This window comes from Variovorax sp. 22077 (genome assembly GCF_052044195.1).
Classification (GTDB): Bacteria; Pseudomonadota; Gammaproteobacteria; order Burkholderiales; family Burkholderiaceae_C; genus Variovorax; species Variovorax atrisoli.
Genome location: NZ_JBQEQC010000010.1, coordinates 198,737 through 224,155 on the forward strand (window position 1 = coordinate 198,737; position 25,419 = coordinate 224,155).

Sequence of the window (25,419 nt, forward strand, 5' to 3'; positions counted from 1 at the left end):
GACGGACGGGGATCCAAGCTCCATGGCAGAGGAGCCCTGACCGGATCTTCGGAAGGCGATCGGCCTCGCCGTCGAATGACGCTTCGGTGCGCACCGTCCATGTGCTTGAGTGACTCTCTCTGGAGTGTCAAGCCTGCGGCGCGACGGACTGTCCATCACCGCCTGACCTGGACTCGCCGCATAATTCGTAACATAATAAGTTGCATGAAATTCGCCAGCCGTCTCCTCCACCGGCCTCCACGTGCTGCTGCACATGGCTGAGCCCCACGGCCCTGTCAGCGCCGGGACCCGGAGCCGCTGCCTGGGTTGCCGGCCCTTCGCGCGGGATTCTCGGTCCGGATGGCGACCTCCCTGGCGCGTTGATGCGAAGGCACGCCGCCCGCTCGGCGCCTGTCCGGCCGTGAGCGGGCCTGTGGGGCGGATCGTGCCCCTCACCGGGCACCCCGTTCGGTACCGCTGGCTTGGGGCGACGGCGCGATGGCGGTAGCCCAGGTCCTGCCCTTGCTGCCTTGGCCCCGGGACATCGCTTTCATTCGGGCGAAGGGTCGCCTTTGATGACGCCGTTCTCCGATCCAGCGGCCGTATCAGGCTATGCACAGAGAACAGCGAGGATCGTGCCGGGTCTGCGGGATCTGCACAGGATGGCAGCCGTGCTGCTGGCCGAACGCGCGACTGGCGACGCGCGCATCCTGGTGCTCGGCGCCGGCGGTGGGCTGGAGCTGAAGGCTCTGGGCGACATGCAGCCGGGCTGGCACTTCGACGGCGTCGATCCTTCGTCGGAGATGCTCGAGCTCGCCCGCACGACGCTCGGCCCGATGGCGGACCGTGTGCGCTGGCACGAAGGCTATATCGACGACGCTCCGGCGGGTCCGTTCGATGGCGCGACCTGCCTGCTGACGCTGCACTTCCTGCCACCGGCCGAGCGCCTGAAGACGTTGGCGGAGCTGCATATGCGGCTCAGGCCCGGCGCATCCCTGGTCGTCGCGCATCACAGTTTCCCTATGGAGGATCCGTTCGGGGACAGATGGCTCGCGCGCAATGCGGCGTTCGCTGCTGCTTCGGGCGTCCCTGGGGTCCAGGCGAAAGCCAGCATCGCAGCGATCAAGGAGCGGCTGCCCGTGCTGTCGCCCGAGCAGGACGTCGATCTGCTTCGCGCGGCGGGATTCGCGGACATCGAACTTTTCTATGGCGCGTTCACCTTCAAGGGCTGGGTCGCTCACCGACCCTGAGGGACCGCGTCCGCGCGGCCTCATGGGCGATCGGTAAGGGGCGCGCGCAAGCCACGAAGGCGACTTTCCTGGGCTGGCCTGCCGCGACCGGCCGTGTCGCAGGCGCGGATCGCGGCTTGTGCGGCATGGCCGTGGCCGACACGCAGAGACTGACCCTGCCTCGATTTCACGTACTGCAAGAAGTTGCCAACGTCGGCGATACGGAGAATCGAGATGAGAGAAGGCAAGCGGCCCACGAGGCAGCACACGCAAGAATCAAGGCTGAGGCTGTGAGGCTGGCCGCATCGGGGTGGGCATGATGCTGATTTCCATGAAATCCTGCCCCCGGGGGAGTGCGCGCGAAAACTTGGACTACCTGGAGGTAGTTCATGTATTCCTACGAAGATCGGATTCGAGCGGTCGAGCTTTACATCAAGCTGGGCAGACGCGTCAGACCGACCATCCGGCAGCTTGGTTATCCAACCAAGAATTCTCTGAAGGGCTGGTACAACGAGTACCAGCAGAAGCTCGACTTGCCAGCGGGTTATGCGGGGCGGCCAGCCAAGTTCTCGAAGGAACAGAAGGCGGCAGCGATCGAGCCTACCTCACTCACGACCGCTGCATTGCGGCCACCATGAGGTCATTGGGCTACCCCTGCAGAGGGACGCTCACTGCGTGGGTTCGGGAGGCCCTTCCTGATGCCGGAAGGCCTGTCGTCGGCAGTACGGGGCGACGAAGGCATTCCGGGGAGCTGATGCAAGCGGGAGTCATGGCGCTTTGCACCCGCGAGGAAAGTGGCCAGGCTATCGCCGACAAGTTCGGCGTGTGCCGGCCAACCCTGTACATATATGGACTCCCGGTTTGAAACAAGCCGCCAGGCGGCGCTGATCGTGAACTGATCTGCATACGAGTCGATTGCGTACATATATCCGGCGTCACGACGAAGTCGGCGCCTCGATGGAATCCGCGCACCCAGGCCTCAACAACTGGCAGGCCTGAACAGGGCCGGCGTACAACTCAGGTTCCCTGGATGCCGGATCGACCGATATGCCATCAATGAACTGCAGCGCACTTGACAGAACTTGATCAGACTGCGGGGCGATAGTCCTCCTTCTTGGCCAGCAAGACCCAGATCACTCGGGCCATCTTGTTGGCAATCGCGACGATCGCTTTGGGCGCCCCTCGTCGTGCGGCGAGCTCCAACGCCCATGCATGCTTGGCATCGGTCTTCTTGGGAGCGGTTCTGAGAACAGCTCGAGCGCCGTGCACAAGCAAGGTTCGCAGGTACTTGTCTCCGCGTTTGGTGATACCCATGAGTTGTTGCCGGTCGCCGCTGGAATGCTGGCGGGGGACCAAGCCCAGCCAAGCCGCGAAGTGCCTGCCATTCTTGAACTCATGAGGATCCCCAACGGCAGCAACAAACGCGGTGGCGGTCTTGGGGCCGACGCCTTCAATATGGGCAATGCGCTGGCAGGCCTCGTTGCTTTGGAAGACTGCATCGATATGGCGATCAAACGCCTTGATGCGCGCGTCAAGTGCGCTGAGCTCGTCCATGAGCTCAACGAGCATCGTTCGCAGGATAGGCGTCAGCGGGTTGTTCAAGTCCTGCGCGATCCCCGGAACCTCTCTGCGCACTCGGGTCAGGGCTTTGGCGAACACGATGCCGCGCTCGGCCAGGATGCCTCGGATCTGACAGACCAGTGCCGTGCGTTCGCTGACCAGCCGTGATCGAACTCGATGCAGACCCTGTATGTCTTGTTGCTCAATAGTCTTTATCGGAACGAACCGCATGCTGGGGCGCTGCATGGCTTCGCAGATTGCCTCTGCATCATTTCCATCGTTCTTGCTGCCCTTAACGAAGGGGCGAACAAACTGGGGGCTGATCAGGCGAACCTCGTGCCCGAAGCGCATGAATTGGCGTGCCCAATGGTGAGCTGAAGCACATGCCTCCATCGCGATTACACACGGAGCCAGGTTGACAACGAATTCACTGAGTTGGGCCCGCATCAGTCGTCGCCGGAACAACATCGAACCGTCGGAAGCGGCTCCGTGAAGCTGAAAGACGTTCTTGGCTATGTCAATCGCAAGGAAGCGGCAAGCGGTCATGGCGATCTCCTTCGAAGAAGGTTGGGGTTCTCAGTCCAGGGCACATCGTGCGCGCCGGCACGCAGGGAGTCCATCCCATTAACTGGAAGAACCAACTTCTGGGACGTGAGGCATCCGCATCCATGAAACGCACCAATCCATCTCCGTCCTCACAAGAGCGCGACGAACTCGAGCGCCAGGTTGAGTCGCTGCGCCGCGAAGTCAGGCAACTGCGGCTCGAGCAGGACCTCTTGAAAAAGGCCAACGAACTGTTAAGAAAAGGCCTGGGCGTCGACCTGCAGCTCCTGTCCAACCGGGAGAAGACACTGCTGATTGACGCCCTCAGGGAGCACTATGGCCTGCCAGAGCTCCTTATACAGTTGGATCTTGCGCGTAGCTCATACATCTATCACCGGGCCCGTGCAGCGGTGGGCGATAAGTACCTGCAGGTGCGGCAGTCCATCACCGACATCTTTGAGTCGAACCACCGCTGCTATGGCTACCGCAGGCTGCAGGCTTCGCTCACGAGGCAGGACGTCAAGATCTCCGAGAAAGTCGTGCAGCGGTTGATGAAGCAGCAAAGCCTGGTGGTTCCAAAGCCCAGGAAGCGCAGGTATGCGTTATACCTTGGCGAACTCAGCCCAGCGCCGGAGAACCTCATCAACCGCGACTTCCAGGCCGCGGTCCCCAACGAGAAGTGGCTCACGGATATCACGGAGTTCCAGATCCCGGCTGGCAAGGTGTACCTCTCGCCCATCATCGACTGCTTCGACGGAATGGTCGTCAGCTGGACCACGGGGACCAATCCGGACGCGGAGTTGGTCAACACGATGCTGGACGCAGCCATCGAGACAGTGGCCGAGACGAATGATCGGCCTGTGGTCCACTCCGATCGGGGCGGCCATTACCGTTGGCCAGGTTGGCTATCAAGAATGAGCGACGCGAAGTTAACCCGCTCGATGTCTCGCAAGGCATGCTCACCCGATAACGCAGCTTGCGAAGGCTTCTTCGGTCGGCTGAAGAACGAGCTGTTCTATCCTCGGAATTGGAACAACGCCACCATCGAGCAGTTCGTTGAGGCGCTCGACGCGTACATCCGCTGGTACAACGAAAAGCGGATCAAGATCTCGCTCGGCTCCCTCAGCCCAATCGAATACCGGGTGAGCCTTGGACTTGCGGCATAAAACCAGTCCAAGTTTTTATCCGCACCCCCCAAATCAACAGTTACCCTCAGCAGCCACCGGCCGCGCGATTTCCGCAGAATCGAGGAGGCTGCCGAGAAGTACGAGGAGATCGTCGAGTGCTACAACGTCAGCGGCGGCTACGACTACCTGCTGAAGATCGTGGCGCCCAGCGTCGGCCATTTCCAGGCGCTGATGGAGAAGATGCTGAAAGACGACATCGGCATCGAGCGCTTCGCCAGCCGGATCGTCCTGCGCCAGTCGCCGAACCGGCGCGGATATCCGCTGCGCATCATCGCGCACCAGAAGCGGTGAAAGTGGCGCTGGTGTGGTCGCGGCGATCTGACCTGCTCGGGTCAGCCGGGAAAGTTCGGGTCGTCAAGGTGTTTGGTGAGGCACGCTCACACGCTGCCTTCCTGTACGCCAATCGCAGGTCGAGCCGGATGAAGGCGCTGGTGCACGACGTGATCGGCGTGTGGCCTGCTGCTCGCGGAATGCCTACGCACCGCGCTCGAAGAACGCCTGGTATTCGTTCTCCGGCACGAAAAGGCCGCCCGTTGTCCAGATCAGGTGTGTCGCCTTCGGAAGACTTCCAGTGAGTCCGTTACGTGCGAGGTACGCATTTCCAGGACCGGATGAAGTCAGCCATAGAGGGCCTTCAAAAGCAGCTGTAGCCGAAGGCTCGACACGGATCCCCTGCGTGATCGCCGCAGCGTGCAAGTTCTTGAAGAGCGCTTCGTCTTCCACCGTGAAAACGCCCCCAATTCCTGATCTCATCACTTCCACTGCGCGTGCTGACGCGCGCGGCACGGCGAGACCGTCAGCTTCCGTGGCGTTGTCCAGGCCGATGTCGTAGACGCTCGGGTTCGAGCCGCTTTCGTCGAGCAGCGAGAGAAGAAAGCAGGGCGAGGCCGTTGGCTCTGCAAAGAAGCAATGCACATGCGGGCCGAATACATGGGAAAGACCGAACGCAATCCCCCCCGGTGCTCCCCCGACGCCACAGGGAAGATAGACAAAAAGCGGGTGGTCTGCGTCGATCTGAATCCCAAGTTCACTCAGCTGAGTCCGGAGCTCGCTCGCGGCGGTGCTGTAGCCCATGAACAAAGAGAGCGATCCCTCGTCATCGACAAAATGACAATTGGGATCGGCCGCGGCCGCCGTACGGCCAGCCTCTACAGCGGCGCCATAGTCGCCTTCGTGCTCTACGACTTGAACACCTCGCTTGCGCAGTCGATCCTTCTTCCAGCGCTTTGCATCCGCAGACATGTGAACAGTGGCCCCCAGGCCCAAGGCCGATGCGATCACACCAATGCTGAGGCCGAGGTTGCCCGTGGAACCAACTGCGACCTGATACTTGCCGAGCGTCTCGCGAATCGTCTCTAACGAAAGGTCGCCAATGCCGGCGAGGGTTCCTGCTGAACTTTTTAGCAACTGCTTCTCAGCGAATTCCAGCACCTCGTGAATGCCGCCTCGGGCCTTGATGGAGCCCGCGACGGGCAGCGCATGGTCCGCCTTGATGAGTACGCGTCCTGATTCCAAGGGGATGCCCAAGTGGCTTTGAAGAGCCGGAACCGGAAGTACGGCGGACTCAATTGCACCGCGCGTGTCCCGCAACTCCGGAAACATGTCCGTCAGAACGCGACTGAACCTTCGGAATCGGTCTTCTGCTGCGCGTACGTCTTCACAGCCAATTGGCCGGTCATCCCAAGTACTTCCCATGCGTCCGTCTTCTGATCGGGCAGGGTTCGTCCAGAACACTGGCTTGCGCGTTCGAATGTTTTCGGCCAATTCAGAATCGCGCTGCTTGTCATTGAATTTCATGATTGCTTGAACGGCTCCAGGTCCTGAAGAGGAAGGCTTATTTGTCGTGGCGACTTGCTAGAACCCATCATCCTCAAAGTGGTGATGGTGAAGGTGGAGTCGAGCAATCTACTCACTCTCAACCCAACCACATCGCTGCCGCCTTGGCAGCGAGCATCACGACGGGAATGTTGGGGTTGGCGGAGATGAGGTTTGGCATGACCGATGCATCCGCCACGTTCAGTCCATAGATGCCCCGGACACTCAGGTCTGGGTTGAGAACAGAGTCCGTTTCGTCCTTGCCCATCTTGCAGGTGCACGCAGGATGATATTGTTGGAACGCATGAGACCGGATGTATGCGTCGACCTCGGCGTTATTCCGGAAAGGACGATCGGGCATAAGGGGGTTGCCTCGGAACGGAGAGAGTTCCGCTGACTCGAGCATTGCTTGAGCGCGCATCACGCCTTCCCGCAAGGTTTCAATGTCTCTCGGCTCGGACAGCGAGTTGTAGACGATGCGAGGCCGCTCGGTCGGATCTGTGGAACGAAGCAGGATTTCACCTCTGCTTTGCTGGCTCAGCAAATTCATCTTCACGCTGAGCGTGTCTTGATAGGGGCGCTTCAGCCCTGGGAACCAGACGTCGGCATAGGGCGGAGGTGTCTGCAGGTAGTACTGCAAGTCAGGCTGCGGCAAAGTCGAGTTTGATTTTGCGAAACCGAGTATGACGCCTGGCAGACGCGAAGCGGGGCCGCTGCGAAGCGCCAGCCCCCGAAACATGCTGAAGACCGCCTGGTCAAGTCTGAGCGTCTGATGAAACGTCCCGGGCTTCTTCCGCTCCCACATGACTTCGACACCCAGATGGTCTTCGAGGCCTTGCCCCACAGGAAGGTTCACCAAGGGTGAAATTCCCATCGAGCGCAGGTGCGCTGCAGGTCCGATGCCCGAGAGCATCAGAAGGTGTGGCGTATTGATCGCTCCCAGGCTCAGCACAACCCGGCCGGCGCGCGCCGCTTGTTTTTGGCCCTTGGTAACGTATTCGACGCCGACTGCCCTCGTTTTGTCGAAGAGGATCTTTGTCGCCATCGATTCGACTTGGACGGTCAGGTTGGGGCGCTGCAGTGCAGGGTGAAGAAACTCCCGCGCGGCCGAAGAGCGGCGCCCGTTTCTGATGGAGTACTGCACCGCACCAAAGCCTTCGGGGTGAGATGCGTTGTAGTCGTCAGTCCTATCGTAGCCGAGGGCACGAAGCGCATCGAACCATGCGGCGAAGACGGGATCATCAAGTCGTCCCTGTTGAGCGCCGATCTCTCCGACGCCGCCCCGGGTGGCGCTCTCCCCGCGCTCCCAAGCCTCGCATTCCTTGAAGAAGGGGGCAACGTCCTCGAATCCCCAGCCATCAGCGCCAGCCGTGACCCAGCGTTCGTAGTCGCGCGGATGGCCGCGTGTATGCGCCATGTAGTTGATCGATGAGCCTCCCCCGATCACCTTGCCGTGGAGCACTTCATTGATACGACCGTTCAGACCTTCGTCGGGGTCTGAGGTGTCCACCCATCGGTACTGCTTCTTGGCGGTCATCGGTTTGATGCCGACGGGAAGGCCGATCATGGGATCCTTATCCCATCCGCCGGCCTCCAGAAGCAGGACACGCACGCTGGGGTCTCTAGACAGTCGATTTGCAAGCACACAGCCGGCGGAGCCAGCACCCACGATGACGAAGTCGAACGTTTGATTCATGACTCTTTCCGATTCGAGACCATTCGGTAGAGCTGTTGCCGTGCAGAAGGCGCAGCATGCCAAGAGCGGCCGCTCGAGTTCCTTCGAGACATCGGCGCGTGCCCCGCGCATAGCCGCCCCTGATTGCACAGCAGAGCCGCCTAAAAAGCTGTTGTTAGTCTACTATTAAAAATCCGAAACTGGATCGGCGGCGGCGGTGCGTGAGGGGCGATGCGCAGAGAAGTATGGGGAATTCCCTATTGGAGGCCCATTGCATCACCATCGGCAAGAGGCTATTATTAGATTAACAACGGATTTATGATGCGATAGCGTGCGCTGTGGCGGAACCCGCGCACTACTTTGGAGTATTGCTATGGCGAATGCTGGAGTCGGCGCGATCATGCAGGTTGCTTACCTGGTGGAGGACATCGACAAGGCCATGGCGCGCTGGGCCGCCATGGGCGTAGGGCCCTTCTTTGTCGGCCGGCATCTGAAGTACGCGGTGCAAACGCATCGCGGCGAAGACATCTCCGCCGACATCAGCGCTGCGTTCGCATACGTCGGAGATCTCCAGATCGAACTCATGCAGCAGCACAACGATGCGCCTTCCTCGCTCACGGAGTTCAAGTCGGTACATGGCTTTGGATCGCATCACCTCGGCATCCTGTCGAAAGACATCGACGCAGATGCGGCTGCACTCGTCGAACGCGGTTTGAAGCCGATCAGTCGTTGGGTTTCAGCAATCGGTGTCGAAACGAGATTCTTCGAGGCGGAGTTGGATGGAGGCAGCGTCATCGAGTTGATCCAGTCCTCGCCGGCTGTGGAAGACGGTTTCGCCCAGATGAAAGCTGCCAGTGCGGCCTGGGATCGCTCAGGGCCCGCGTACTTCGAATTCTGAGACATCGGACTCTGCGCGACTTATCGGATTCGGCAACTTACCTTGGAGCAGAGATGGAATTGAAAATTGGTGATACCGCCTACCCCTCATTGAAAGGAAAGGTCTCGGATGACGAGTGGGAAATCAGAGTCCAAACCGCGGCGCTCTTTCGTCTCATTCCGTTGATGGGATGGGATGATCTTTCGATGCAGTTGATCTCTGCGCGGGTGGGCGAGCACTATCTCGTCGGCCCCAACGGCCTATTGTTCGAAGAGGTTACGGCGTCGAGCCTGGTGAAGATCACAGTCGATGAGCGGTTGGTTTCCGAAACGCCTTTTGGCGTTGTCCCTTGCTCTTGGCATCCCATGCGCGCGGTGCACGAAGCTCGGCCCGATGCCAACTTCGTGATCCACACTCACGATGACATCATCGCCGCGGTGGCTTGCAATTCCCAGGGGCTTCTTCCTATCTCCCAGTCCGCTGCCTTCGCTCTCGCCGACGGGATCGGCTACCACGCCTACGAAGGGGTGGAGACTCATCCGGAATGCGCTGTTGGCCTGCAGGCCAGTCTGGGGTGGCACAACAACGCCTTGCTGTTGCGCAATCATGGGCTGATCACGATCGGCTACTTTGCAAAGCACGCCTTCCTTCGGCACTACAACATCCGCAAGGCTTGCAGGATCCAGATGATGGCGACGTCGACCAAGGGTGGCGAGCTCATTCAGTTTGGACCGCCGTTGCTGAAGATGTTCAAGGCCGAGCTGCAGCGCGTGGCCAACGGCGAGGGCACGAGTGATCCATGGGATGGCCTGGTGCGCAAGCTCGTGAAGCTGGACCCCAGTTTCATGGACTGAGGGCCGTCTTCCGAGGCTCGCTTCTGCGCCGAGGTGGTGATCGGAGGAGCGGGAAGATCGGCCGGCCTAGCACTCACTTCCCGTCGTTCACATCTCCTTGCCAAGGACTCCACCATGAAAAGCAAGCTCGTCGGCCTTGAGAAATGCGCGGTGCTGTATCTCGCGACCCTCGGCTGGTTGCCCAACTACCTGCTTCCCTACGATGTGATGACGGCGATGAAGCGTTTCAGCCTGACCGAAGATCATGTCGGCTGGCTTGCTTCCGCCCAGCTGCTGGTCTTATCGCTCACAGCGCTATTGATGAGCAGGTGGATCTCTCGGCTAAGCAAAAGAACATGGTCGATGGGGGCCTGTTTCCTGGGCTTTGGGGCCACGGCAGCCATGATCTTTGCTCATGACCTGTATATCTACGCGGCACTGAAGATCGTTTTCGGCGTCGCTGCCGGCGTTCTCGTGGCGTGTGTCTACGGCCTCGCCTCGTACTACGAGCATCCGGAGAAATGGTTCGCACAAGCTGCGATCGTGATCGCCGTGGTTTACGGTATTGCCATGTATGTCGCGCCTCTCCTTATCGGAAGGTACGGGCCCACGGGCGCGGAGATCGTTCAACTCGCGATGATGGCATTGGGGCTTGTTCTCTCGCCGAAGATGCCTGCAGCCAGCCTGTCTTGGACCACGAACATGACTCAGAAGTCCAGGACGCGAAGCATCGGCATCGTTTGGATGTTGGCCGCAGTGTTTGCCCTGTTCATTTCCCAGTCCGTGACCATCAGTTTTGCAGGGCCGTCGAGCCACTCTTTGATGATCGACGATGAGAAGCTCGGCCTGACCTTCACGATCGCGGCGTTGATTCAGATTCCTGCCGCTGTTCTCACGAACTGGATGGGTAATCGCGCGGGAGCATTCAAGCCGATCTATTGGGGGCTTGCGATCCTCATCGGCACCGCTCTGGGAATGTACGAGGGCTGGAGCCGCTGGGGCTTCTTTGTTGCTCTGAGTCTTATCAATGCGGGTGTGGTCATTGCCAATCCCTACCTCCTGAGCGTTCTTGCCGAACTGGACGAAACGGGAGAAAGCGCCGCCTTGGCGGGATCCATCACAAATTTCGGCTTGGCAGTGGGCCCGGCACTCGCCAGTGTCGTGTTCGGATTCGGTGGCGTGCGGCCGGTGGGTTGGACGGCGGCCGGCCTCCTCGTGTTGGCCATCCTCATGGTGTTGGCCGCTTCCCGCTCGATCACGCAGTATGGTCGCACGCCCCCGTTTGCCGAGCGGGCCTAACCTCACCAGCTCCGGGTGATGTGGAGCGACGGTGAGGCGGCCGTGGCGTGTGCTTACAGCTGGCTTGGCTGCAAACCTGCGGCTGCGTTTTGAGCGGCTTGCGTTCCATCAGTGGCGGCCATCGACATCAGCGTTTTCGTCCAACAGGCTCTTTTGCGTGGCCGTGCTGTTCGCCGCAAGCCGGAAACGTCCAGCGCGTGGACGCCGCGATGTGGTTGGGGGGGCTTGGTCAATGCTCGCATCGCTTGAGGGCGAGCCCGTGATTCCTCATGAGGCTCGCTAACCCACGGGTCGCGCAATTGCGCTTTCGCGCGAAGTGCCGATAGTTTTGCACGGCCGAGCAGCCTGCTGTCTCGCCTGCGGTCGATTCGCGAAGCCTCTCTGTTCACTCGGGCAGTTCCGTTTAGTAACGGGTTTTAAGCAGCTTGCCATCTCTATCGCGAGCTTGGCGCTAAATGCTCGGGTATCTTGGTGTTGAGCAGATTTGTGGCCTCCTTGGTGCAGCCCGCACTAGGAATGTGCGTCCACAACTCCGAGGCGTACCTGCTGGGAATGACTGACGTACGCAGTGAGGTTAACCCTATTGTCTTGATTAGGGGCAAATAGAAAAATCGGCATTAGTCAGATATATAGCCGGGTACGCGACATCGGGTTCGCCGGAGGATGGCGGGCATGACTCCTGCTTACGGAGCTTGTCCGTCTACAAACTCGTTGTTAGTCAAGTATCTGGCTGACAAGCGATCCATGCAAGCAGCGGTTGGTGCGAACCGCAGAGAACGTCAACTTACCAACTGGAGATATCTCATGAGGTCCAAATCCATTCTTCCTTCTCGCACCGCGAGGGTCGCCAGGCTATCAGGAGCCATGATGTTGACCCTTGTCTTCACGGGTGTGGCGACCATGGCGGACGCCCAGAGCGGTGACGCAGGCAAGCTCGGCTCGGAGCTCACGCCCCTCGGGGCGGAAAGGGCGGGCACCGCCAGCGGAATCCCTGAATGGACGCCGCCCGGTGCCGTGGGTCAAGGTTGGACCTTCGGCACATTGCGCTCCGACTTCTTCAAATACAAGTCGGACAAGCCTCTCTACACCATCGATGCCACCAATGTCGACAAGTATGCGGACAAGCTGAACGCAGGCCAGGTGGCCCTGATCAAGTCCACGAAGGGCTACAGCATGGATGTCTATCCCAGCCGCCGCACATGCGGGGCGCCGGGTGTCGTGGCGGAAAACACAAAGAAGAACGTCGGCTTCGCGAAGTTGAATCCGGATGGCCTGAGTCTCTCGGATGCATTCGTTCCCGGCATTCCATTTCCGATGCCGAAGAGCGGGGCGGAGGTGATGATCAACGCAAAGATGCACTACCGCGGCGCGGGCATCGAGATGGTGAACCAGATCGTGTATGTTTCTCCTCGCAAAGGCAGCAGCGAGTGGATCAAGGTGACTGCCGACAGCTTCACCTACATGCCATGGGCGGACAAGAACAGTACGACCTTCGCCAAGGCCGAGCAGATCGAGTCGTACTACACCATGAGCTATCAGTCGCCGACGGCGTTGGCGGGCCAGGGCGCCGTGTTCGTGGCGCCGTCCAACAAAGCTTCGGAAACCTTCTACTATTTTCCTGGGCAGCGACGCACGCGCCGGATGCCGGCCTATGCTTACGACGCCCCTCAGATCGGCTACGAGAATCAGTACAACATCGATGAAGCCTATGTGTTCAACGGCGCACTAGACCGCTTCGACTGGAAGCTCGTTGGAAAGAAGGAAATGGTGATTCCATACAACGCCTTCGGTCCATACGACTTCAAGGCCAAGGCCGACGACGTGTTGAAGCCGGACTTCATCTCCCCCACGCATCGTCGGTACGAGATGCACCGCGTCTGGGTTGTGGAGGCCACCGTCAAACCAGGATTACGCCACTCCGCGCCGAAGCGGGAGTTCTACATCGACGAGGACAGCTGGACCTTCGTGGGCGCAGTCGACTATGACGCGCAAGGCAAAGCCTGGAAGGTTCGAGAAGGGTTTGTCATTCCTGTCTACGAAACCGGGTCGTGCGACTCGGTAGCTTTCGTCCAGCACAACTTGGCGGAAGGCCGCTACCTCATTGACGGCGCCGCCCTCGCCAACGGCACCGACATGAAATGGGTCGTCGACGGCACGGGCAACGCCCGGTTGAAGCCTGACTATTACTCTGCCGAGAGTCTGCGCGCGCGCAGTGAGCGTTGATTCGAGCGGAGTAAAAGCAATGAACAACATCATCCTTCGCACCTCGATCCGCTCGACGCGAGTCGTTCGCTATCAGTTGGCGGCGTTTGCCCTGGCAACGGGTGCCGCGCAGGCGGCAACCTTCAAAAACGCCGACGGATCCATCCAGGGCAGCTTTGATTCGACCGTCTCGATCGGAACCGGGATCCGGACCGAATCCCCGAGCAACTCTCTGGTCTCTCCCGCGTACGACAGCACGACCTTCGCGCGCACGGGCGGAGGCATCATGGGGCAATTCAGCGGGCTGAGCGACCAGGGGAACATCAACTACAAGGAGGGCAGGCCGTTCACAACGTACCTCAAGGGCACCCATGAGCTTTTGCTCAAGATGCCTTCGGAGGGCTTGTCTTTCATGGCGCGTGCCGCATGGGCCCGAGATTTCTCCGCGACCCACACGACGGGCGCGGTGAGCGGTCAGGACTTTGTGTCTGCTGTGCCGCCCAACATCCAGGATGGTCTCTCCGCAGATGCGCGCAGAGACCTGCGGTTCAAGGCGCGCCTCCTTGACTTCTGGGTCAGCAAGACCTTCGACGTGGCGGGGCAGCAGATCCGGGTTCGTGCAGGCAACCAAGTCATCAGTTGGGGCGAGAGTCTCTACGAGATCGGTGGCATCAATGCCACCAACGCAATCGACGTCAACCGGGCCGCTCAGCCAGGGGCGCAGGTCAAAGAGTTCGTGCTGCCAGCCCCCATGGTAAGCGTCGCTGCTGGCCTGGGTGGGGGGGTGAACGTGGAGGGCTATGTGCAGGTGGGCTGGAACAAGAGCTACTTGCCGCCTGTGGGCAGCTACTTCTCAACCTCCGTCGTCGGCGTCGGAAGCAACGCCTACGGCGTGACGACCACCCGGGCAAAAGATTCCGGTCAATGGGGACTCGCGCTGCGCTACCAGCCAAAAGGGACCGATCTCAATCTCGGCGCCTACGTGATGAACTATCACGACAAACTGCCCCAGACATCTCTGAGTCCTGAAGGCGCGACCATCTATCGCTACCCGGAGAATCGCCGCATGTTCGGCCTGAGTGCGAACTTTCCGGTGGGAGACTGGGCCATCGGCACCGAGCTGTCGTACCGGCCGAAAGATGCGGTGCCTCTGAATCCCGCAAGCGGGTGTGTGGCCCAGGGGGGGAAATGCTGGGCGGATACCGAGCGCTATCAGTGGCACCTGACATCGCTGCTCGCACTTCAGCCCGGCAACGCCGGCCCGATTCTCAGCCTTCTCAAGGCGGACACCGCCACGCTGACGACCGAGACGGTGGTCATCGGCTATCCGAATCTCAAGTCCAGCTACGCAGGCTCTCCGATTGCATCGGGAGGGCTGCTGTGGGGCAATGAACTGAACGATGTGGTTCAGACCGGTGCTCTGGTCACCCCCGGCTCGTCCGTAGGTACCAAGTACTCGGGCGGGATCAACGTGGATTTCAACTGGGTGTACGACGGCTCCCTGATCAAGGGTTGGCAGGTCAATCCGGGTATCTACGTTCGAAGAGGCCTGTTCGGTCGAACCCCCGGGATTTCTTCCCAGTTCATGAAGGGTGTCACAGCGGTGAACTACTACGTTAACTTCATTCAGAATCCCGCGACCTGGCAGGTCAGCGCCAACTACACGCGCTTCATGGGCGGCCGCACCTTGCTCGACAACCCCGTACGCGATCGTGATTTCTTCGGCATCGTTGTGTCCCGCAACTTCTAGGTCCGATGTGAAAGAGACAAGTGCAATGGCTCCCGGCGGAGCCTCCGCGTCGCAGCGGTTCCTTGCAAGGATCGAAGCCATCCTGTTCGCTCGCCGCCGCGCCGTCCTGATCGGACTGGCCGTCTTTACAGTAATCATGGGCTTCTTCGCCCTCAAGTTGAGGATGGATGCGGGCTTTGAGAAGCAGTTGCCGGTGGGACATGAATATGTCCAAACCTTCAACACCTACCGCAACGACTTCCTGGGAGCGAACCGCCTGACCATTGTGGTCAAGGCAAGAGCGGGATCCATCTGGACGCCCGAAGGGCTGAAGAAGCTCAGCGACGTCACTCAGGCTCTCACGTTCTTGCCGTACGTCTCTCGAGCCAGCGTGCAATCGCTGTGGACGCCAAATTCGTTCGTCAACGAGATTACCGAGGACGGGTTCCGGGCCGACCCTATCATTCCAGGTACCGTCACGCCGGATCGTCTTGATGCCGGTGCCGTCGAGGCGATCAAACGGTCGGCCGCCCAGGGCGGCTACGTCGGCAGCCTCGTGTCGCGCGACCAGACCAGCGCGATGATTACCGCCGACCTCAACGAGTTCGATGCCCAAGGCCAGCGGATCGACTATGTTTCATTCGGCCGTCTGCTTGAATCCGAGCTTCGCTCCAAGTTCGAAGATCGGAACTATGAGATCCAGATCATCGGCTTCGCCAAGCAGATCGGTGACATCGCAGAGGGAGCGTCATCTGTCCTTGAGTTTTGCGGGTTGGCTCTCCTTCTGACCGCGGCAGCGGTGTACTGGTACTGCCGCTCGATGAAGCTCACACTGCTGCCGATCGCATGTTCACTGACCTCTCTGGTCTGGCAGTTTGCGACGCTGCATCTTCTGGGCTATGGCCTCGACCCACTCGGCGTCCTAGTGCCGTTCCTCGTGTTTGCGATCGGCGTATCGCACGGTGTTCAGCAGATCAACTTCATCGTTCGCGAGATATCGCAAGGCAAGACAACCGAACAGGCGGCGAGGTCAAGTTTTCGAGGCTTGCTCGTACCTGGGACGCTCGCCCTGGTGACGGCATTCGTATCATTCATCACGCTGCTAATGGTCCCCATTCCGATGGTGCGCGAACTCGCGGTGACGGCATCGCTTGGCGTCGCCTACAAGATCATCACGAACTTGGTGATGCTGCCCGTCGCCGCATCCCTGGTTCAGGTAGACCAGGCGTATGCCGCTGGAGCTGAACGCAAGGGCGCGGAGCGGGCCCGCTGGCTTCGGTTTATCACCCGCGTGGCCGAGCCTCGGGTTGCCCTGGTGGTTCTGCTCTCGGCCGCGGTCGTTCTCGTGGCCTCAGCCTGGCAGAGCAGGGACCGCGTCATAGGAACGCTGCAAGCGGGCGCACCGGAACTGCGCCCGGACGCACGCTTCAATCGTGATGCGCAATCGATCGGCGCGAGCTACGACGTCGGGTTGGACTGGCTCAGCGTCGCTTTCGAAGCCCCGCCGGATTCTTGCGACAACGTCGCCATCGGGGCTTATCAGGAACGGTTTGCCTGGTGGATGCAGCCGGTGCCGGGTGTCCTCTCGGTCGTTTCGTTTTCTTCCCTTCTGCGGCAATACAACGAGGGATACAACGAAGGGAACCCGAAGATGTCCGTGGTGCCGATCGATTCCGGTAACTACTCTGCACTCGCTGTAGAGATAAGCCGGATTCCCGGAACCATGCGCAAGGACTGCAGCATGACCGCGGCTCACATCTACTTGGCCGACCACAAAGCGACCACTATCAATGGAGTCATCGCAGCGGTAAAGAATTTCCGCGCGAGATACCCGATGGATGGCGTAAAGATCCGTCTCGCGTCCGGCAATGCAGGGGTGTTGGCGGCGATCAATGACGAGATCGAGCACAGCGAACTGCCGATGATGCTGTATGTCTACGCGACGATCGTGTTGCTCGTGTTCGCTGCCTATCGGGATCTTCGTGCGGTACTCGCGTGCTGCCTTCCTCTGACGATCGGCACCTTTATCGGCTACTGGTTCATGAAGGAGCTCGATATCGGATTGACCGTCGCGACGCTCCCCGTGATGGTGCTGGCCGTCGGTATAGGCGTGGATTACGCGTTCTATATCTACAACCGCCTGCAGTTGCATCTTGCGAAAGGACTCGGAATCGTCGAAGCGTTCGAGCACGCAATTCTGGAGGTCGGTACTGCCACGATCTTCACCGCGATCACCTTGGCTGTTGGTGTCGTGACGTGGTCGTTCTCTTCTCTGAAGTTCCAGGCCGACATGGGCAAACTGCTGGCTTTCATGTTCATCGTCAACATGGTGATGGCGATCACGGTGCTGCCGGCGTTTGCAGTCTGGCTGGAACGGATTTTTCCCCGACGCAGGCCCGTGCGCACGGTTGGAGCGCCGGCACATTGAGCAAAGAGTCAGATATGAAATGTATTTTGCGTGCCGCTGCAGCAATCAGCCTTGCGACCGGCGTTGTGGTGGTGCAAGCTACCGAGACTCCCGCACTCCGCCCTGTGGCGGCGGTGCAGACGCCGATCGCCACCCAGGCGATGATGCTGGGGGCCGCCTGGAGCGGAAAGCGTGCCGTGTCGGTCGGTGCCAACGGCGTTGTGCTCCTGTCCGATGATCAGGGATCTACCTTTCGCCAGGCGCACCAGGTACCGGTCAGCTCGACGCTCACCAGCGTGAGCTTTGTCGACGCGGCTCACGGCTGGGCTGTGGGTCACTGGGGCGTTGTGCTCTCCAGCGGCGACGGCGGCGAGAACTGGAAGATCCAGAGGCTCTCGACCGACGAAGATCGGCCCCTTTTCGCCGTCCACTTCTTTGACTCCACGCATGGCGTTGCTGTCGGCTTGTGGTCTCTCGTGCTGACAACGGACGACGGGGGCGAGACGTGGGCGCCCCAGAACATCGCGCCGCCCCCGGGAGGCAAGAAAGCCGATCTGAATCTACTCGGCCTGTTTGCGGACAAGCAGGGGGCCATCTATGCAACTGCAGAGCGAGGCCAAGTCCTGCGGTCGTCCGACCAGGGGCATACGTGGACTTACCTTGATACCGGCTACAAAGGGTCGCTTTGGGCAGGCGCTGCGCTGTCTGACGGCACGTTGCTCGTGGGAGGCCAGCGCGGCACCTTGCTGCGCCGCAATGAAACCACGCAACAGTGGCAGTCGATCGATCTTCAAAGCAAAAGCTCGGTGACTGCCATATCGGTCCATGGCGACGACGTCCTGGTTGTTGGCCTCGATGGCTTGGAAGCTCAGAGCCGCGACGGTGGACGGACGTTCTCGGTCGCTATTCGCCCGTCGGGCGATTCGCTGACTGCGGCTTTGGCCAGCGATGAGCGGCGGTGGATCCTGCTTTCGAAGCGTGGTGTCGTGGGAGACGCGAAGTAGATGTGCCCGAAAGCCAGACCCAACGGGAGACTCGCATTACCCCCGGTACGAAGCTTCAGATATTCGCCTTACATCGAATTTTCCGGTTTATCAAGCCTCGAACGGGGGCTGCGGTTTCGAGGTTCGAAGGTGCAAGGTCTCGGGTAGGAAGCACCGGAGGTATGCAACTGTTGCCCTGACCGACTCGGCGAATGTCTCATCGTCGATTCGTCCGTGCGCCGAGTAGGCACCCGACCACAATGCATCGCTGAACTCGGCGGCATAGCCGTAGTAGCGATCAAGATGCGGGATGTCGGGCATTATGAAAACAGCGTGCATGTATTCGACGGCCTTTTGCCCCAGCGAGAAGTTGGTTTTAAGGTTCGTCAAACGAGTTTGCCTGTGCATGGTCGGCCCGAGCATGACTTCCGACATGGGCCGGCTGCTGTTCAGCGCGTCGCGAGCCTCCTTCATGCTCGCGTATATCCATTCCTGCCAGCTGGGATTCCTTTGAGCAATTAAAGGAGCCGAGCTCTCGATCACCCGCTCCGTGAGCTTGTCGTTATGCAGTCGATGCAACTCGAGATGCACTGCCGTGATCGTGCTGAAAAGATAATGCACGGACGCTGGTGCGATGCCGGATTGCTTCGCAATATCGTAGAGACTGAGATCCTCGATATTGGATCTTTCCAGTAGCTCCTCTGCAGCCTTGATGATCGCCAGGTAGCGCGCCTTGCTCCGCTCCTGCGTTGGAACGCGAGGCGTTCTGCTGGTTTCAGGGGTACGACCTTTGCGGTGGGACGCCTTCGGGCGCACAGATGGCGTCGTGCTTGTGTCCGGAATTTCGTCGGTCATTTCGTTGGAACCTTATTTTTCGCGTGACTCGAAGAGATAGTGGTCGACGCGCTAGGCGGTGGGGCTAATTGTGCTTCAGAGCACGTTGCGCTGCACGTAAGCCTCCTCGTACGCCGGACTCCATATGAACGCCGTCGTAATCGTTGCCTGCGAACGAAATCCCGCTCAGTGCTTCGACATTTCTCTTGAATTCGAGGATCTTACCGTGCTGGCCGGGGGAGAGGCGCGCTATTCCCCAATGGTGCCGCTGGACGCGAGCCTCCTCTACCCATCCGGAAATCCCTGGAAAGAAGACTTCGATCTCGTTCAATGCCTGCTGGATAACTTCACTGTCAGGCTTACCAATCAGTTCCGCCGACCTGGGGAAGCTGGACCATGCAGAGATGATCGCCTTGCCGCTCGTCACCAAGTGAGGGGTCTTCACCGTATGGTTGAGTGCCATGTTGAAGGCAACATCGCGAAATGCATGTCCGACGTAAACGAACGCCTCGGTCGGGAGGGGGCGGTCAAGAAAGAAATAGACCAGAACAAAAGGGGAGTTCGGGAATTCAGAGAAAAATCTTTGTTCCGCGGCCAGATCATCCGGAATTATTTCTGCTGCGCGATTCATCGGGGTAGTCAAAATCACATGGCCTGCCTTTAGCGCTTTCCCATCTTCCAGAAGTACCCCTTCAGTGTTGCCCTTGTTCGTCAGGATTTTTTTTGCGCCAACGCCATATCGAACATCGAGTTTTCTTGCCAGATGTTCTGCAATGGAAACGTTGCCGTGGCGTAGCGTCATTACCTTCGTGGTGGCGACCAGCTTCATCAAATTCAGCAAAAAATAGAAATTCGTGAATTCTGGTGTCGTGTTTGACATAGCGTGTGCCGAAGGGCGCAAAACATAGTCTCGAAATTCGTCGCCCGCCCAACTGAATGCTTCGGCAGCGGTCGCGTTGTCATAGGCCGGGATATCGACCGACGATTCGAACAGGTCGAACTTCTTCGACAACATGAGATATCGTGTGACGAACCAAGCTAGGTCTCGTGTGCCTCGTGGACCCATCAATTTGGCCAGGCCCAGATTCCCCTGGGGATAGCAAAGAGCACCTTGTCGATTCAAATGGCCGGCCTGATGGTTCAACTGCGGCATGAGATCACCAGCGAGGCCTTCGGCGCGGATGAGCCCGAGCATGTCCCGGTAGTTCGAATGAATTCCTTGGCCGCCTGCCTCCGCTGCGTCGCCGTTTCGTTCGATTCTCACCAGCCTGCCACCTGGCCGCTCTGACGCTTCGACGACGATGACCTTCTTGCCTGCATTCTGAAGGGTGATGGCTGCAGTCAGACCCGTGATGCCGGCGCCAATGACGATGTTCGTGTTGCTCATGTCTTTGCTTGCTTGGTGAATGGAGCGCGCCCGCGCGCAACATCAGTCTAACCTAAACTTGATTAACATCGAATAAATGCTACAGTGACGCCATTCGAGGATCACTCGATGGTGGCGCCGGTCGCGCCCTACTTTTCACTCACAGGAGTTCTCTGATGGCCAAGAATGAGATCCGGCTCACTGAGGATCGGTTTGCCTCGCCCTCTGGGGCGAGCATCTTCTACAGGGACTTCGTGCCTCTCACTTGCGCTTTGGCCGTTCCGCTCTTGTGCCTGCACGGTTTCATGCGCAATTCACGCGATTTCGAGGAGTTGGGGCCCGCGCTTGCTGAATCGGGCGTGCGAGTGATCGCTCCGGACCTGCGGGGCAGGGGGTTTTCCACGCGCTACGCAGACGTCAAGGAGTACCACTTTGACCTTCTCGTGCAGGACGTCTGGAGTCTCCTTGACCACCTCGGCGTCCACCGTGTCGCGGTTCTCGGCACTGCTTTGGGGGGGCTCATAGGTCTGAACATGGCGGGAGAGGCTCCTGCGCGAGTGCGCGGGCTTGTCCTCAATGACATCGGCGCAGAGATCGGTTCGGCATCTGTGAAAAGATCCGCCGGACACGCGGAAGATGCAGACTACAGCTTCGATGTCGCATTGGCGCGGGTGAAGGACCACTTCAGTGCCCAGTACCCGGATCTGGAAGGAGAACAATGGGTCAAGCTGATGCTTCGAGCCTATCGCGAGATGACGCCCGGGAGGTACGCCCGTGACTTCGATCTGCTCGTTCTCGCAGACGCTGCACGGATGGGTCGGGAGAGTCCAGATGCATGGGACGCGTACCTCGCAACGCGCGGGGTGCCCATCGCGCTGCTGCGCGGCGAGCATTCCGACTTTCTGACGGCCGACACGGTCGAGCGCATGCTCAAAAGCCACCCCGACACGGTGCTCACGACAGTGAAGGGGCGCGGCCACCCGCCGCTTCTCGACGAACCCGAATCTCTCGAAGCCATTCGTGCGCTGCTTCGGAAGGCATCCACGGACGTGTGATGCCTCTGGGACATGGGTTGACGGCTTCCTCCAATCCGTAAACCGGGGCAAGCCCGCACCGCTCTCGATCCGGGACCTCCTCCGGTGCGGCTTCCCGCGGGTGGCCTACCGCTCCAAACACCTATCAGTGCCTCAAGAAAAAGGAAGATCCATGAACGAGTCTGTTCAATCTGACGTGCAACGTCTCGTTTCCGCCGAAGAGTGGCAACTTCGAGTCGATCTCGCGGCTTGCTATCGTCTGGTCGCTCTGCATGGCTGGAGCGATCTGGTCTTTACCCACATCAGCGTACGCATTCCAGGACCGGGGCATCATTTCCTGATCAACCCCTACGGACTGATGTTCGAGGAGATCACGGCGTCGAACCTGATCAAGGTGGACCAGAACTGTAAGAAGATCATCGACTCGCCGTATCCGGTGAATCCCGCCGGCTTCGTGATTCACAGCGCGGTGCACGCCGTGCGTGAGGACATCCGGTGCGTCCTTCACACACATACGCGCTCGGGCATTGCTGTCAGTGCGCAGAAGAACGGCATCTTGCCCATCAGCCAGCAGGCGACCTTCGTGCTCTCGTCCCTCGCCTATCACGAATACGAAGGCGTCGCGATTCACGACGACGAGAAGACACGTCTGCAAGCGGACCTGGGAAACGCGAACTTTCTCGTGTTGCGCAACCATGGTCTTTTGACCTGTGGAAGGACCATCGCCGATGCCTTCCTCGCGATTTACACGTTCGAGACGACCTGCCAGATCCAGATCGCGGCTCAATCGGGAGGAAGTGAACTCGTCCACGTAGACCCCAAGATCATCGCGGGAGTGGCTCACGCAACCAAGGTGCAAACCGGAGGGAAGGCGGGGGAGTTCGTTTGGCCATCGCTCCTGCGTAAGCTCGATCGGCTTGATCCAAGCTACTCTGCCTGAAGGAGTGCGATCTTGGCATCGACTGTCACCGTTCTTGGCGCGGGCTCGATCGGCGCCTTTGTCGGCGGAGCATTGCTAAGCGCCGGCGCCGACGTTCATCTCATCGGTCGCAGCGCCATGGGGCAACGGATCTCGAAGCATGGCTTGCATGTCTCCGATCTCCACGGCTGGGACGTTTCCATTCCTGCCGACGCCGTTCGATTCTCAGTTCGCGTCGAAGGCCTCCCGCCGAGCGATTTCTTGATCGTCGCGGTGAAGAGCGCCGACACGGAAGGCGTGCTGCCGGACATCCGGCGTCTCGCGAAGCCAGGCTCGATCGTGGCGAGCTTCCAGAACGGAGTCGACAATGTTCAGAAGCTTCGAAGCGCGCTGCCAAACCACATCGTGCTGGGAGCAATGGTTCCCTTCAATGTCGTGCAGCTTCCTGACGGCCGCTTTCATCGCGCGACACTTGGCGAACTGATGGCGGAAGGCCACGAGGCATGGCATCCCTGGCTTTCGCTGTTCTCGGATGCGCGGCTCCCGTTAGCGCTCAGAACCGATTTTGACGAGGTCCAATGGGGAAAGCTCCTCCTCAATCTCAACAACCCGATCAACGCTTTGTCGGGCGAGCCGCTGCGCGTGCAGCTTTCGACCCGTGGCTACCGACGCGTGTTGGCCGTACTCGTCGAGGAGGCATTGATGGCGCTCGATGCTGCTTCGATCGAGCCAGCGGCGGTCGGCGGACTTCCGTGCGACCAAATCCCAGCCCTGCTCCGCCTGGAAGATCAGGAGTATCTGTCCATGGTCCCGGCGATCTCTGCCATGGACCCCCAGGCGAGGTCGTCGATGTGGGAGGACCTGGAAGCAGGTAGGCCGACTGAAGTCGACCATCTGAATGGCGCAGTGGTTCGCCTCGCGGCGCGGCACGGAGGCACAGCGGAAACGAACATGGCGATATGCGAACTGATACACGCCGCTGAAAAGGGAGGTGATCGGCGTATGTCGCCCGACGCCTTGCTCCGGGCCCTCAGCCTGGAATAGTCCTCCACGTCTTTGCTGGGGCAGCGCTCCCTGACCGCCATCCGGATGGAACCACCCAACCCGACTCCACCGAGGACACACTTGCTACATCGAAGCCGATCCCACTGGTTCCATTCCGCAGAGCCCTACGCGCCCAGTGCACCCTTGGAGGGTGTTCTCGAGGTGGATGTTTGCGTGGTGGGTGGTGGCGTTACCGGCGTCTCGACGGCATATCACCTGAAAGAGATGGATCCGCACGTCTCTGTCGCTTTGCTCGAGAGCGAGGTGGTGGGATTCGGTGCGAGCGGACGCAATGCGGGACAGTTGATCGTCGCGTTCGGCGAGAGCGACTTCAAGGCGCAGATGAGACGCCACGGCGCAGCGAAATTGCGAGAGGCCTATACCTACATCCATGAAGGTATATCGACGATCGAAGCTCTGATCGATGAGCACGACATCGACTGCGACTATGAGCAGACAGGCTACTTCGAGATGGGACTCAGAGCCGACGACAGTACAACGCTTGACGAGTACCTGGCGTTTTGCCGAGAGATCGGCCAGGAATCGTTTCTCGAGCAGATCTCGGAGGCCCAGGTGGCGCGTTCCTTTCAAAGCCCACACTTTGGCCGAGCCGTTTTCGATCGGCGCGGTGGTCAGTTCAATCCACTGAAGTACCTGAGAGCGCTAAAGCTCGTCGCCCAGAGGTTGGGGGTGCAGGTTCACGAGAACAGTCCTGTGGTGTGCATCGAGCGCGAACCAAGCTGCATCCGCCTGCAGACCGGAAGCGGCACCTTGCGCTGCCAGAAGCTCGTCGTCGCCACGAACGCATATTCCCACCTTCTTCCCGGGCTTGAAGATCTGGGAATGGTTCGATCTCAGTCGCCGGTATTTGTCTACGCCAACGTGACCGAACCCCTGTCAGAGCCGCACTGGAGGGCCCTGAACTGGCCGCGCAGAGCGGGCGTCAACCTCATGTCGAAGCTGTTCTATTCTTTTGCCCCGACCCGCGACGGTCGGCTGCTTTACGTTGGCGGCTACTACGCGAGGGTTCCGCAGGGCAATGACATGTCGCTGGACATCAGCAGCAACTTCCTCAGAGAGGGGCCTCGTCATCTGACATCCTTTTTCCCCGCCCTCTCTGACCTCAGGACTGCTCAGAGCTGGGGAGGGCCGATCTCGACAACGCGGGACTTTGTTCCACATGTGGGCTTGCTTGCCGATGGTCGGATCGGGTACGCAAATGGATGTTGGGGTCACGGGATGCCACTGGGCACCAGGAATGGAAGGACTCTTGCCCGGCTCATGCTCGATCGCCAGGCACCGGATGCGGAGTCCTGGCTCGTGACGCGCAACAAGATCGATTGGCCCAGTCGGATGATTGTGTCGCCGTTGGTTCGCAGCCTGAGTGCCGCCGTGCGCCGCGATATCCGAAAGATCGGACGGAAGATGCAGCCGCGACTCATCTTCGAAAAGTAGGTGTGCGTATGAATGCCGATGCAATGTCGACCTGTTGAACGAAAAGTTCGAGTGAACCTTTATGCCTGGATCGCTGGGAATCAGATCCAAGAAGGCTGGGGTCAAGAACCTGTCTCGCAGCACCTGCGGCAACGTCCCAGACCCTGATCGCGCGCAGCCGCGCGAACCATCGGATGAGGCGCTACCGCGCGCCATCGAAAACGTCGTGATCGGAGAGGATGTGCGCGCCGGCCGACTGGTCGAGGTCATGCCGTGTTATCACATACCGCCCGTCGACATCCTGGCGATCTATGCTAGCCGTCGGCATCTCAGCGCGAAGGTGCGGGTGATGGTCGACTTCCTGGTCGATGCTCTTCAGGATTCGCCGCTGGTGAAGGGCGAGGCGGCGGTGGTGGACAAAGAGCCGGTCGGAAAGCCCTCGGCGCTTGCGCCTTCAAGTGGCGGATAGC

General features: G+C 59.8%; 17 protein-coding genes and 4 pseudogenes. 16 read left to right on the forward strand and 5 right to left on the reverse strand.

The annotated features are described in order from the left end of the window. Positions 1-554: 554 nt before the first annotated feature. On the forward strand, positions 555-1,229 hold the full coding sequence (locus tag ACTJLF_RS16725; protein WP_026346818.1) for a class I SAM-dependent methyltransferase: 675 nt from the start codon (positions 555-557) through the stop codon (positions 1,227-1,229). A 368-nt stretch (positions 1,230-1,597) separates the two neighbouring features. Next, positions 1,598-2,052 (forward strand): annotated as a pseudogene (locus tag ACTJLF_RS16730) (IS3 family transposase); the annotation flags it as partial. Between the two features lie 242 nt (positions 2,053-2,294). Here ACTJLF_RS16730 and ACTJLF_RS16735 read toward each other — a convergent pair. Next, a complete protein-coding gene (locus tag ACTJLF_RS16735; RefSeq protein WP_369652172.1) occupies positions 2,295-3,314 on the reverse strand; it encodes an IS110 family transposase in 1,020 nt (339 codons plus the stop codon). 80 nt (positions 3,315-3,394) lie between these two features. Here ACTJLF_RS16735 and ACTJLF_RS16740 point away from each other — a divergent pair. Both ACTJLF_RS16740 and ACTJLF_RS16745 read left to right on the forward strand, forming a co-directional pair. Continuing rightward, positions 3,395-4,477 (forward strand): annotated as a pseudogene (locus tag ACTJLF_RS16740) (IS3 family transposase); the annotation flags it as partial. Positions 4,478-4,528: 51 nt separating this feature from the next. Further along, positions 4,529-4,789 (forward strand): annotated as a pseudogene (locus tag ACTJLF_RS16745) (Lrp/AsnC ligand binding domain-containing protein); the annotation flags it as partial. A 183-nt stretch (positions 4,790-4,972) separates the two neighbouring features. On the opposite strand, the gene ACTJLF_RS16750 reads toward ACTJLF_RS16745, so the two are convergent. Beyond that, positions 4,973-6,295, reverse strand: a complete 1,323-nt coding sequence (locus ACTJLF_RS16750) for a D-serine ammonia-lyase (protein ID WP_440883530.1) — start codon at positions 6,293-6,295, stop codon at positions 4,973-4,975. Positions 6,296-6,413: 118 nt separating this feature from the next. Further along, positions 6,414-8,009 carry a GMC family oxidoreductase gene (locus ACTJLF_RS16755; protein ID WP_440883531.1) on the reverse strand — a complete coding sequence of 532 codons (1,596 nt, stop codon included), beginning with the start codon at positions 8,007-8,009 and terminating at the stop codon, positions 6,414-6,416. Positions 8,010-8,361: 352 nt separating this feature from the next. Between ACTJLF_RS16755 and ACTJLF_RS16760 the strand changes: the two genes are divergently transcribed. The 7 genes from ACTJLF_RS16760 (at position 8,362) to ACTJLF_RS16790 (ending at position 18,339) form a co-directional block, all read left to right on the forward strand. Continuing rightward, the gene (locus ACTJLF_RS16760; RefSeq protein ID WP_019658169.1) at positions 8,362-8,886 is read left to right on the forward strand and encodes a VOC family protein; all 525 of its coding nucleotides are present in this window, start codon (positions 8,362-8,364) and stop codon (positions 8,884-8,886) included. 53 nt (positions 8,887-8,939) lie between these two features. Further along, entirely contained in the window at positions 8,940-9,719 is a 780-nt protein-coding gene (locus ACTJLF_RS16765) for a class II aldolase/adducin family protein (protein WP_440883532.1), read from the forward strand. A 114-nt stretch (positions 9,720-9,833) separates the two neighbouring features. Then, a complete protein-coding gene (locus ACTJLF_RS16770; RefSeq protein WP_019658167.1) occupies positions 9,834-10,997 on the forward strand; it encodes an MFS transporter in 1,164 nt (387 codons plus the stop codon). 867 nt (positions 10,998-11,864) lie between these two features. After that, a complete protein-coding gene (locus tag ACTJLF_RS16775; protein ID WP_020723409.1) occupies positions 11,865-13,220 on the forward strand; it encodes a DUF1329 domain-containing protein in 1,356 nt (451 codons plus the stop codon). A gap of 19 nt (positions 13,221-13,239) precedes the next feature. After that, positions 13,240-14,949, forward strand: coding sequence for a DUF1302 domain-containing protein (locus tag ACTJLF_RS16780; RefSeq protein WP_019658165.1), 1,710 nt, complete (start codon positions 13,240-13,242; stop codon positions 14,947-14,949). A gap of 25 nt (positions 14,950-14,974) precedes the next feature. Next, positions 14,975-17,356, forward strand: coding sequence for an efflux RND transporter permease subunit (locus ACTJLF_RS16785; RefSeq protein WP_440883533.1), 2,382 nt, complete (start codon positions 14,975-14,977; stop codon positions 17,354-17,356). Then, entirely contained in the window at positions 17,353-18,339 is a 987-nt protein-coding gene (locus tag ACTJLF_RS16790; RefSeq protein WP_418151449.1) for a WD40/YVTN/BNR-like repeat-containing protein, read from the forward strand. Before ACTJLF_RS16785 ends, ACTJLF_RS16790 begins: the two co-directional genes overlap by 4 nt. Positions 18,340-18,429: 90 nt before the next feature. On the opposite strand, the gene ACTJLF_RS16795 is transcribed toward ACTJLF_RS16790, so the two are convergent. Further along, complete coding sequence (locus ACTJLF_RS16795) at positions 18,430-19,173, reverse strand: TetR/AcrR family transcriptional regulator (RefSeq protein ID WP_440883534.1); 744 nt, start codon at positions 19,171-19,173, stop codon at positions 18,430-18,432. A 64-nt stretch (positions 19,174-19,237) separates the two neighbouring features. Further along, entirely contained in the window at positions 19,238-20,539 is a 1,302-nt protein-coding gene (locus ACTJLF_RS16800; RefSeq protein ID WP_080647953.1) for a protoporphyrinogen/coproporphyrinogen oxidase, read from the reverse strand. Positions 20,540-20,694: 155 nt separating this feature from the next. Here ACTJLF_RS16800 and ACTJLF_RS16805 point away from each other — a divergent pair, with 155 nt between their 5' ends. From ACTJLF_RS16805 to ACTJLF_RS16825, 5 genes and pseudogenes are all read left to right on the forward strand, one after another. Then, on the forward strand, positions 20,695-21,573 hold the full coding sequence (locus ACTJLF_RS16805) for an alpha/beta fold hydrolase (protein ID WP_440883535.1): 879 nt from the start codon (positions 20,695-20,697) through the stop codon (positions 21,571-21,573). Positions 21,574-21,724: 151 nt separating this feature from the next. After that, entirely contained in the window at positions 21,725-22,492 is a 768-nt protein-coding gene (locus ACTJLF_RS16810) for a class II aldolase/adducin family protein (RefSeq protein ID WP_019658158.1), read from the forward strand. A 12-nt stretch (positions 22,493-22,504) separates the two neighbouring features. Next, positions 22,505-23,515, forward strand: a complete 1,011-nt coding sequence (locus ACTJLF_RS16815) for a 2-dehydropantoate 2-reductase (RefSeq protein ID WP_019658157.1) — start codon at positions 22,505-22,507, stop codon at positions 23,513-23,515. Positions 23,516-23,659: 144 nt separating this feature from the next. Beyond that, positions 23,660-24,970, forward strand: a complete 1,311-nt coding sequence (locus ACTJLF_RS16820) for an FAD-dependent oxidoreductase (RefSeq protein ID WP_019658156.1) — start codon at positions 23,660-23,662, stop codon at positions 24,968-24,970. 205 nt (positions 24,971-25,175) lie between these two features. Continuing rightward, positions 25,176-25,418, forward strand: a pseudogene (locus ACTJLF_RS16825) (hypothetical protein); the annotation flags it as partial. Between the last annotated feature and the right edge of the window lies 1 nt (position 25,419).

Bases quoted from the DNA above. Each gene is read 5' to 3' on its own strand.
- ACTJLF_RS16770 (WP_019658167.1), top strand. From the start codon at position 9,834: ATGAAAAGCAAGCTCGTCGGCCTTGAGAAATGCGCGGTGCTGTATCTC.
- ACTJLF_RS16725 (WP_026346818.1), top strand. From the start codon at position 555: ATGACGCCGTTCTCCGATCCAGCGGCCGTATCAGGCTATGCACAGAGA.
- ACTJLF_RS16755 (WP_440883531.1), bottom strand. From the start codon at position 8,009: ATGAATCAAACGTTCGACTTCGTCATCGTGGGTGCTGGCTCCGCCGGC.
- ACTJLF_RS16775 (WP_020723409.1), top strand. From the start codon at position 11,865: ATGTTGACCCTTGTCTTCACGGGTGTGGCGACCATGGCGGACGCCCAG.
- ACTJLF_RS16795 (WP_440883534.1), bottom strand. From the start codon at position 19,173: ATGACCGACGAAATTCCGGACACAAGCACGACGCCATCTGTGCGCCCG.
- ACTJLF_RS16780 (WP_019658165.1), top strand. From the start codon at position 13,240: ATGAACAACATCATCCTTCGCACCTCGATCCGCTCGACGCGAGTCGTT.
- ACTJLF_RS16800 (WP_080647953.1), bottom strand. From the start codon at position 20,539: ATGAGCAACACGAACATCGTCATTGGCGCCGGCATCACGGGTCTGACT.
- ACTJLF_RS16750 (WP_440883530.1), bottom strand. From the start codon at position 6,295: ATGAAATTCAATGACAAGCAGCGCGATTCTGAATTGGCCGAAAACATT.
- ACTJLF_RS16760 (WP_019658169.1), top strand. From the start codon at position 8,362: ATGGCGAATGCTGGAGTCGGCGCGATCATGCAGGTTGCTTACCTGGTG.
- ACTJLF_RS16765 (WP_440883532.1), top strand. From the start codon at position 8,940: ATGGAATTGAAAATTGGTGATACCGCCTACCCCTCATTGAAAGGAAAG.
- ACTJLF_RS16805 (WP_440883535.1), top strand. From the start codon at position 20,695: ATGGCCAAGAATGAGATCCGGCTCACTGAGGATCGGTTTGCCTCGCCC.
- ACTJLF_RS16785 (WP_440883533.1), top strand. From the start codon at position 14,975: ATGGCTCCCGGCGGAGCCTCCGCGTCGCAGCGGTTCCTTGCAAGGATC.
- ACTJLF_RS16735 (WP_369652172.1), bottom strand. From the start codon at position 3,314: ATGACCGCTTGCCGCTTCCTTGCGATTGACATAGCCAAGAACGTCTTT.
- ACTJLF_RS16810 (WP_019658158.1), top strand. From the start codon at position 21,725: ATGAACGAGTCTGTTCAATCTGACGTGCAACGTCTCGTTTCCGCCGAA.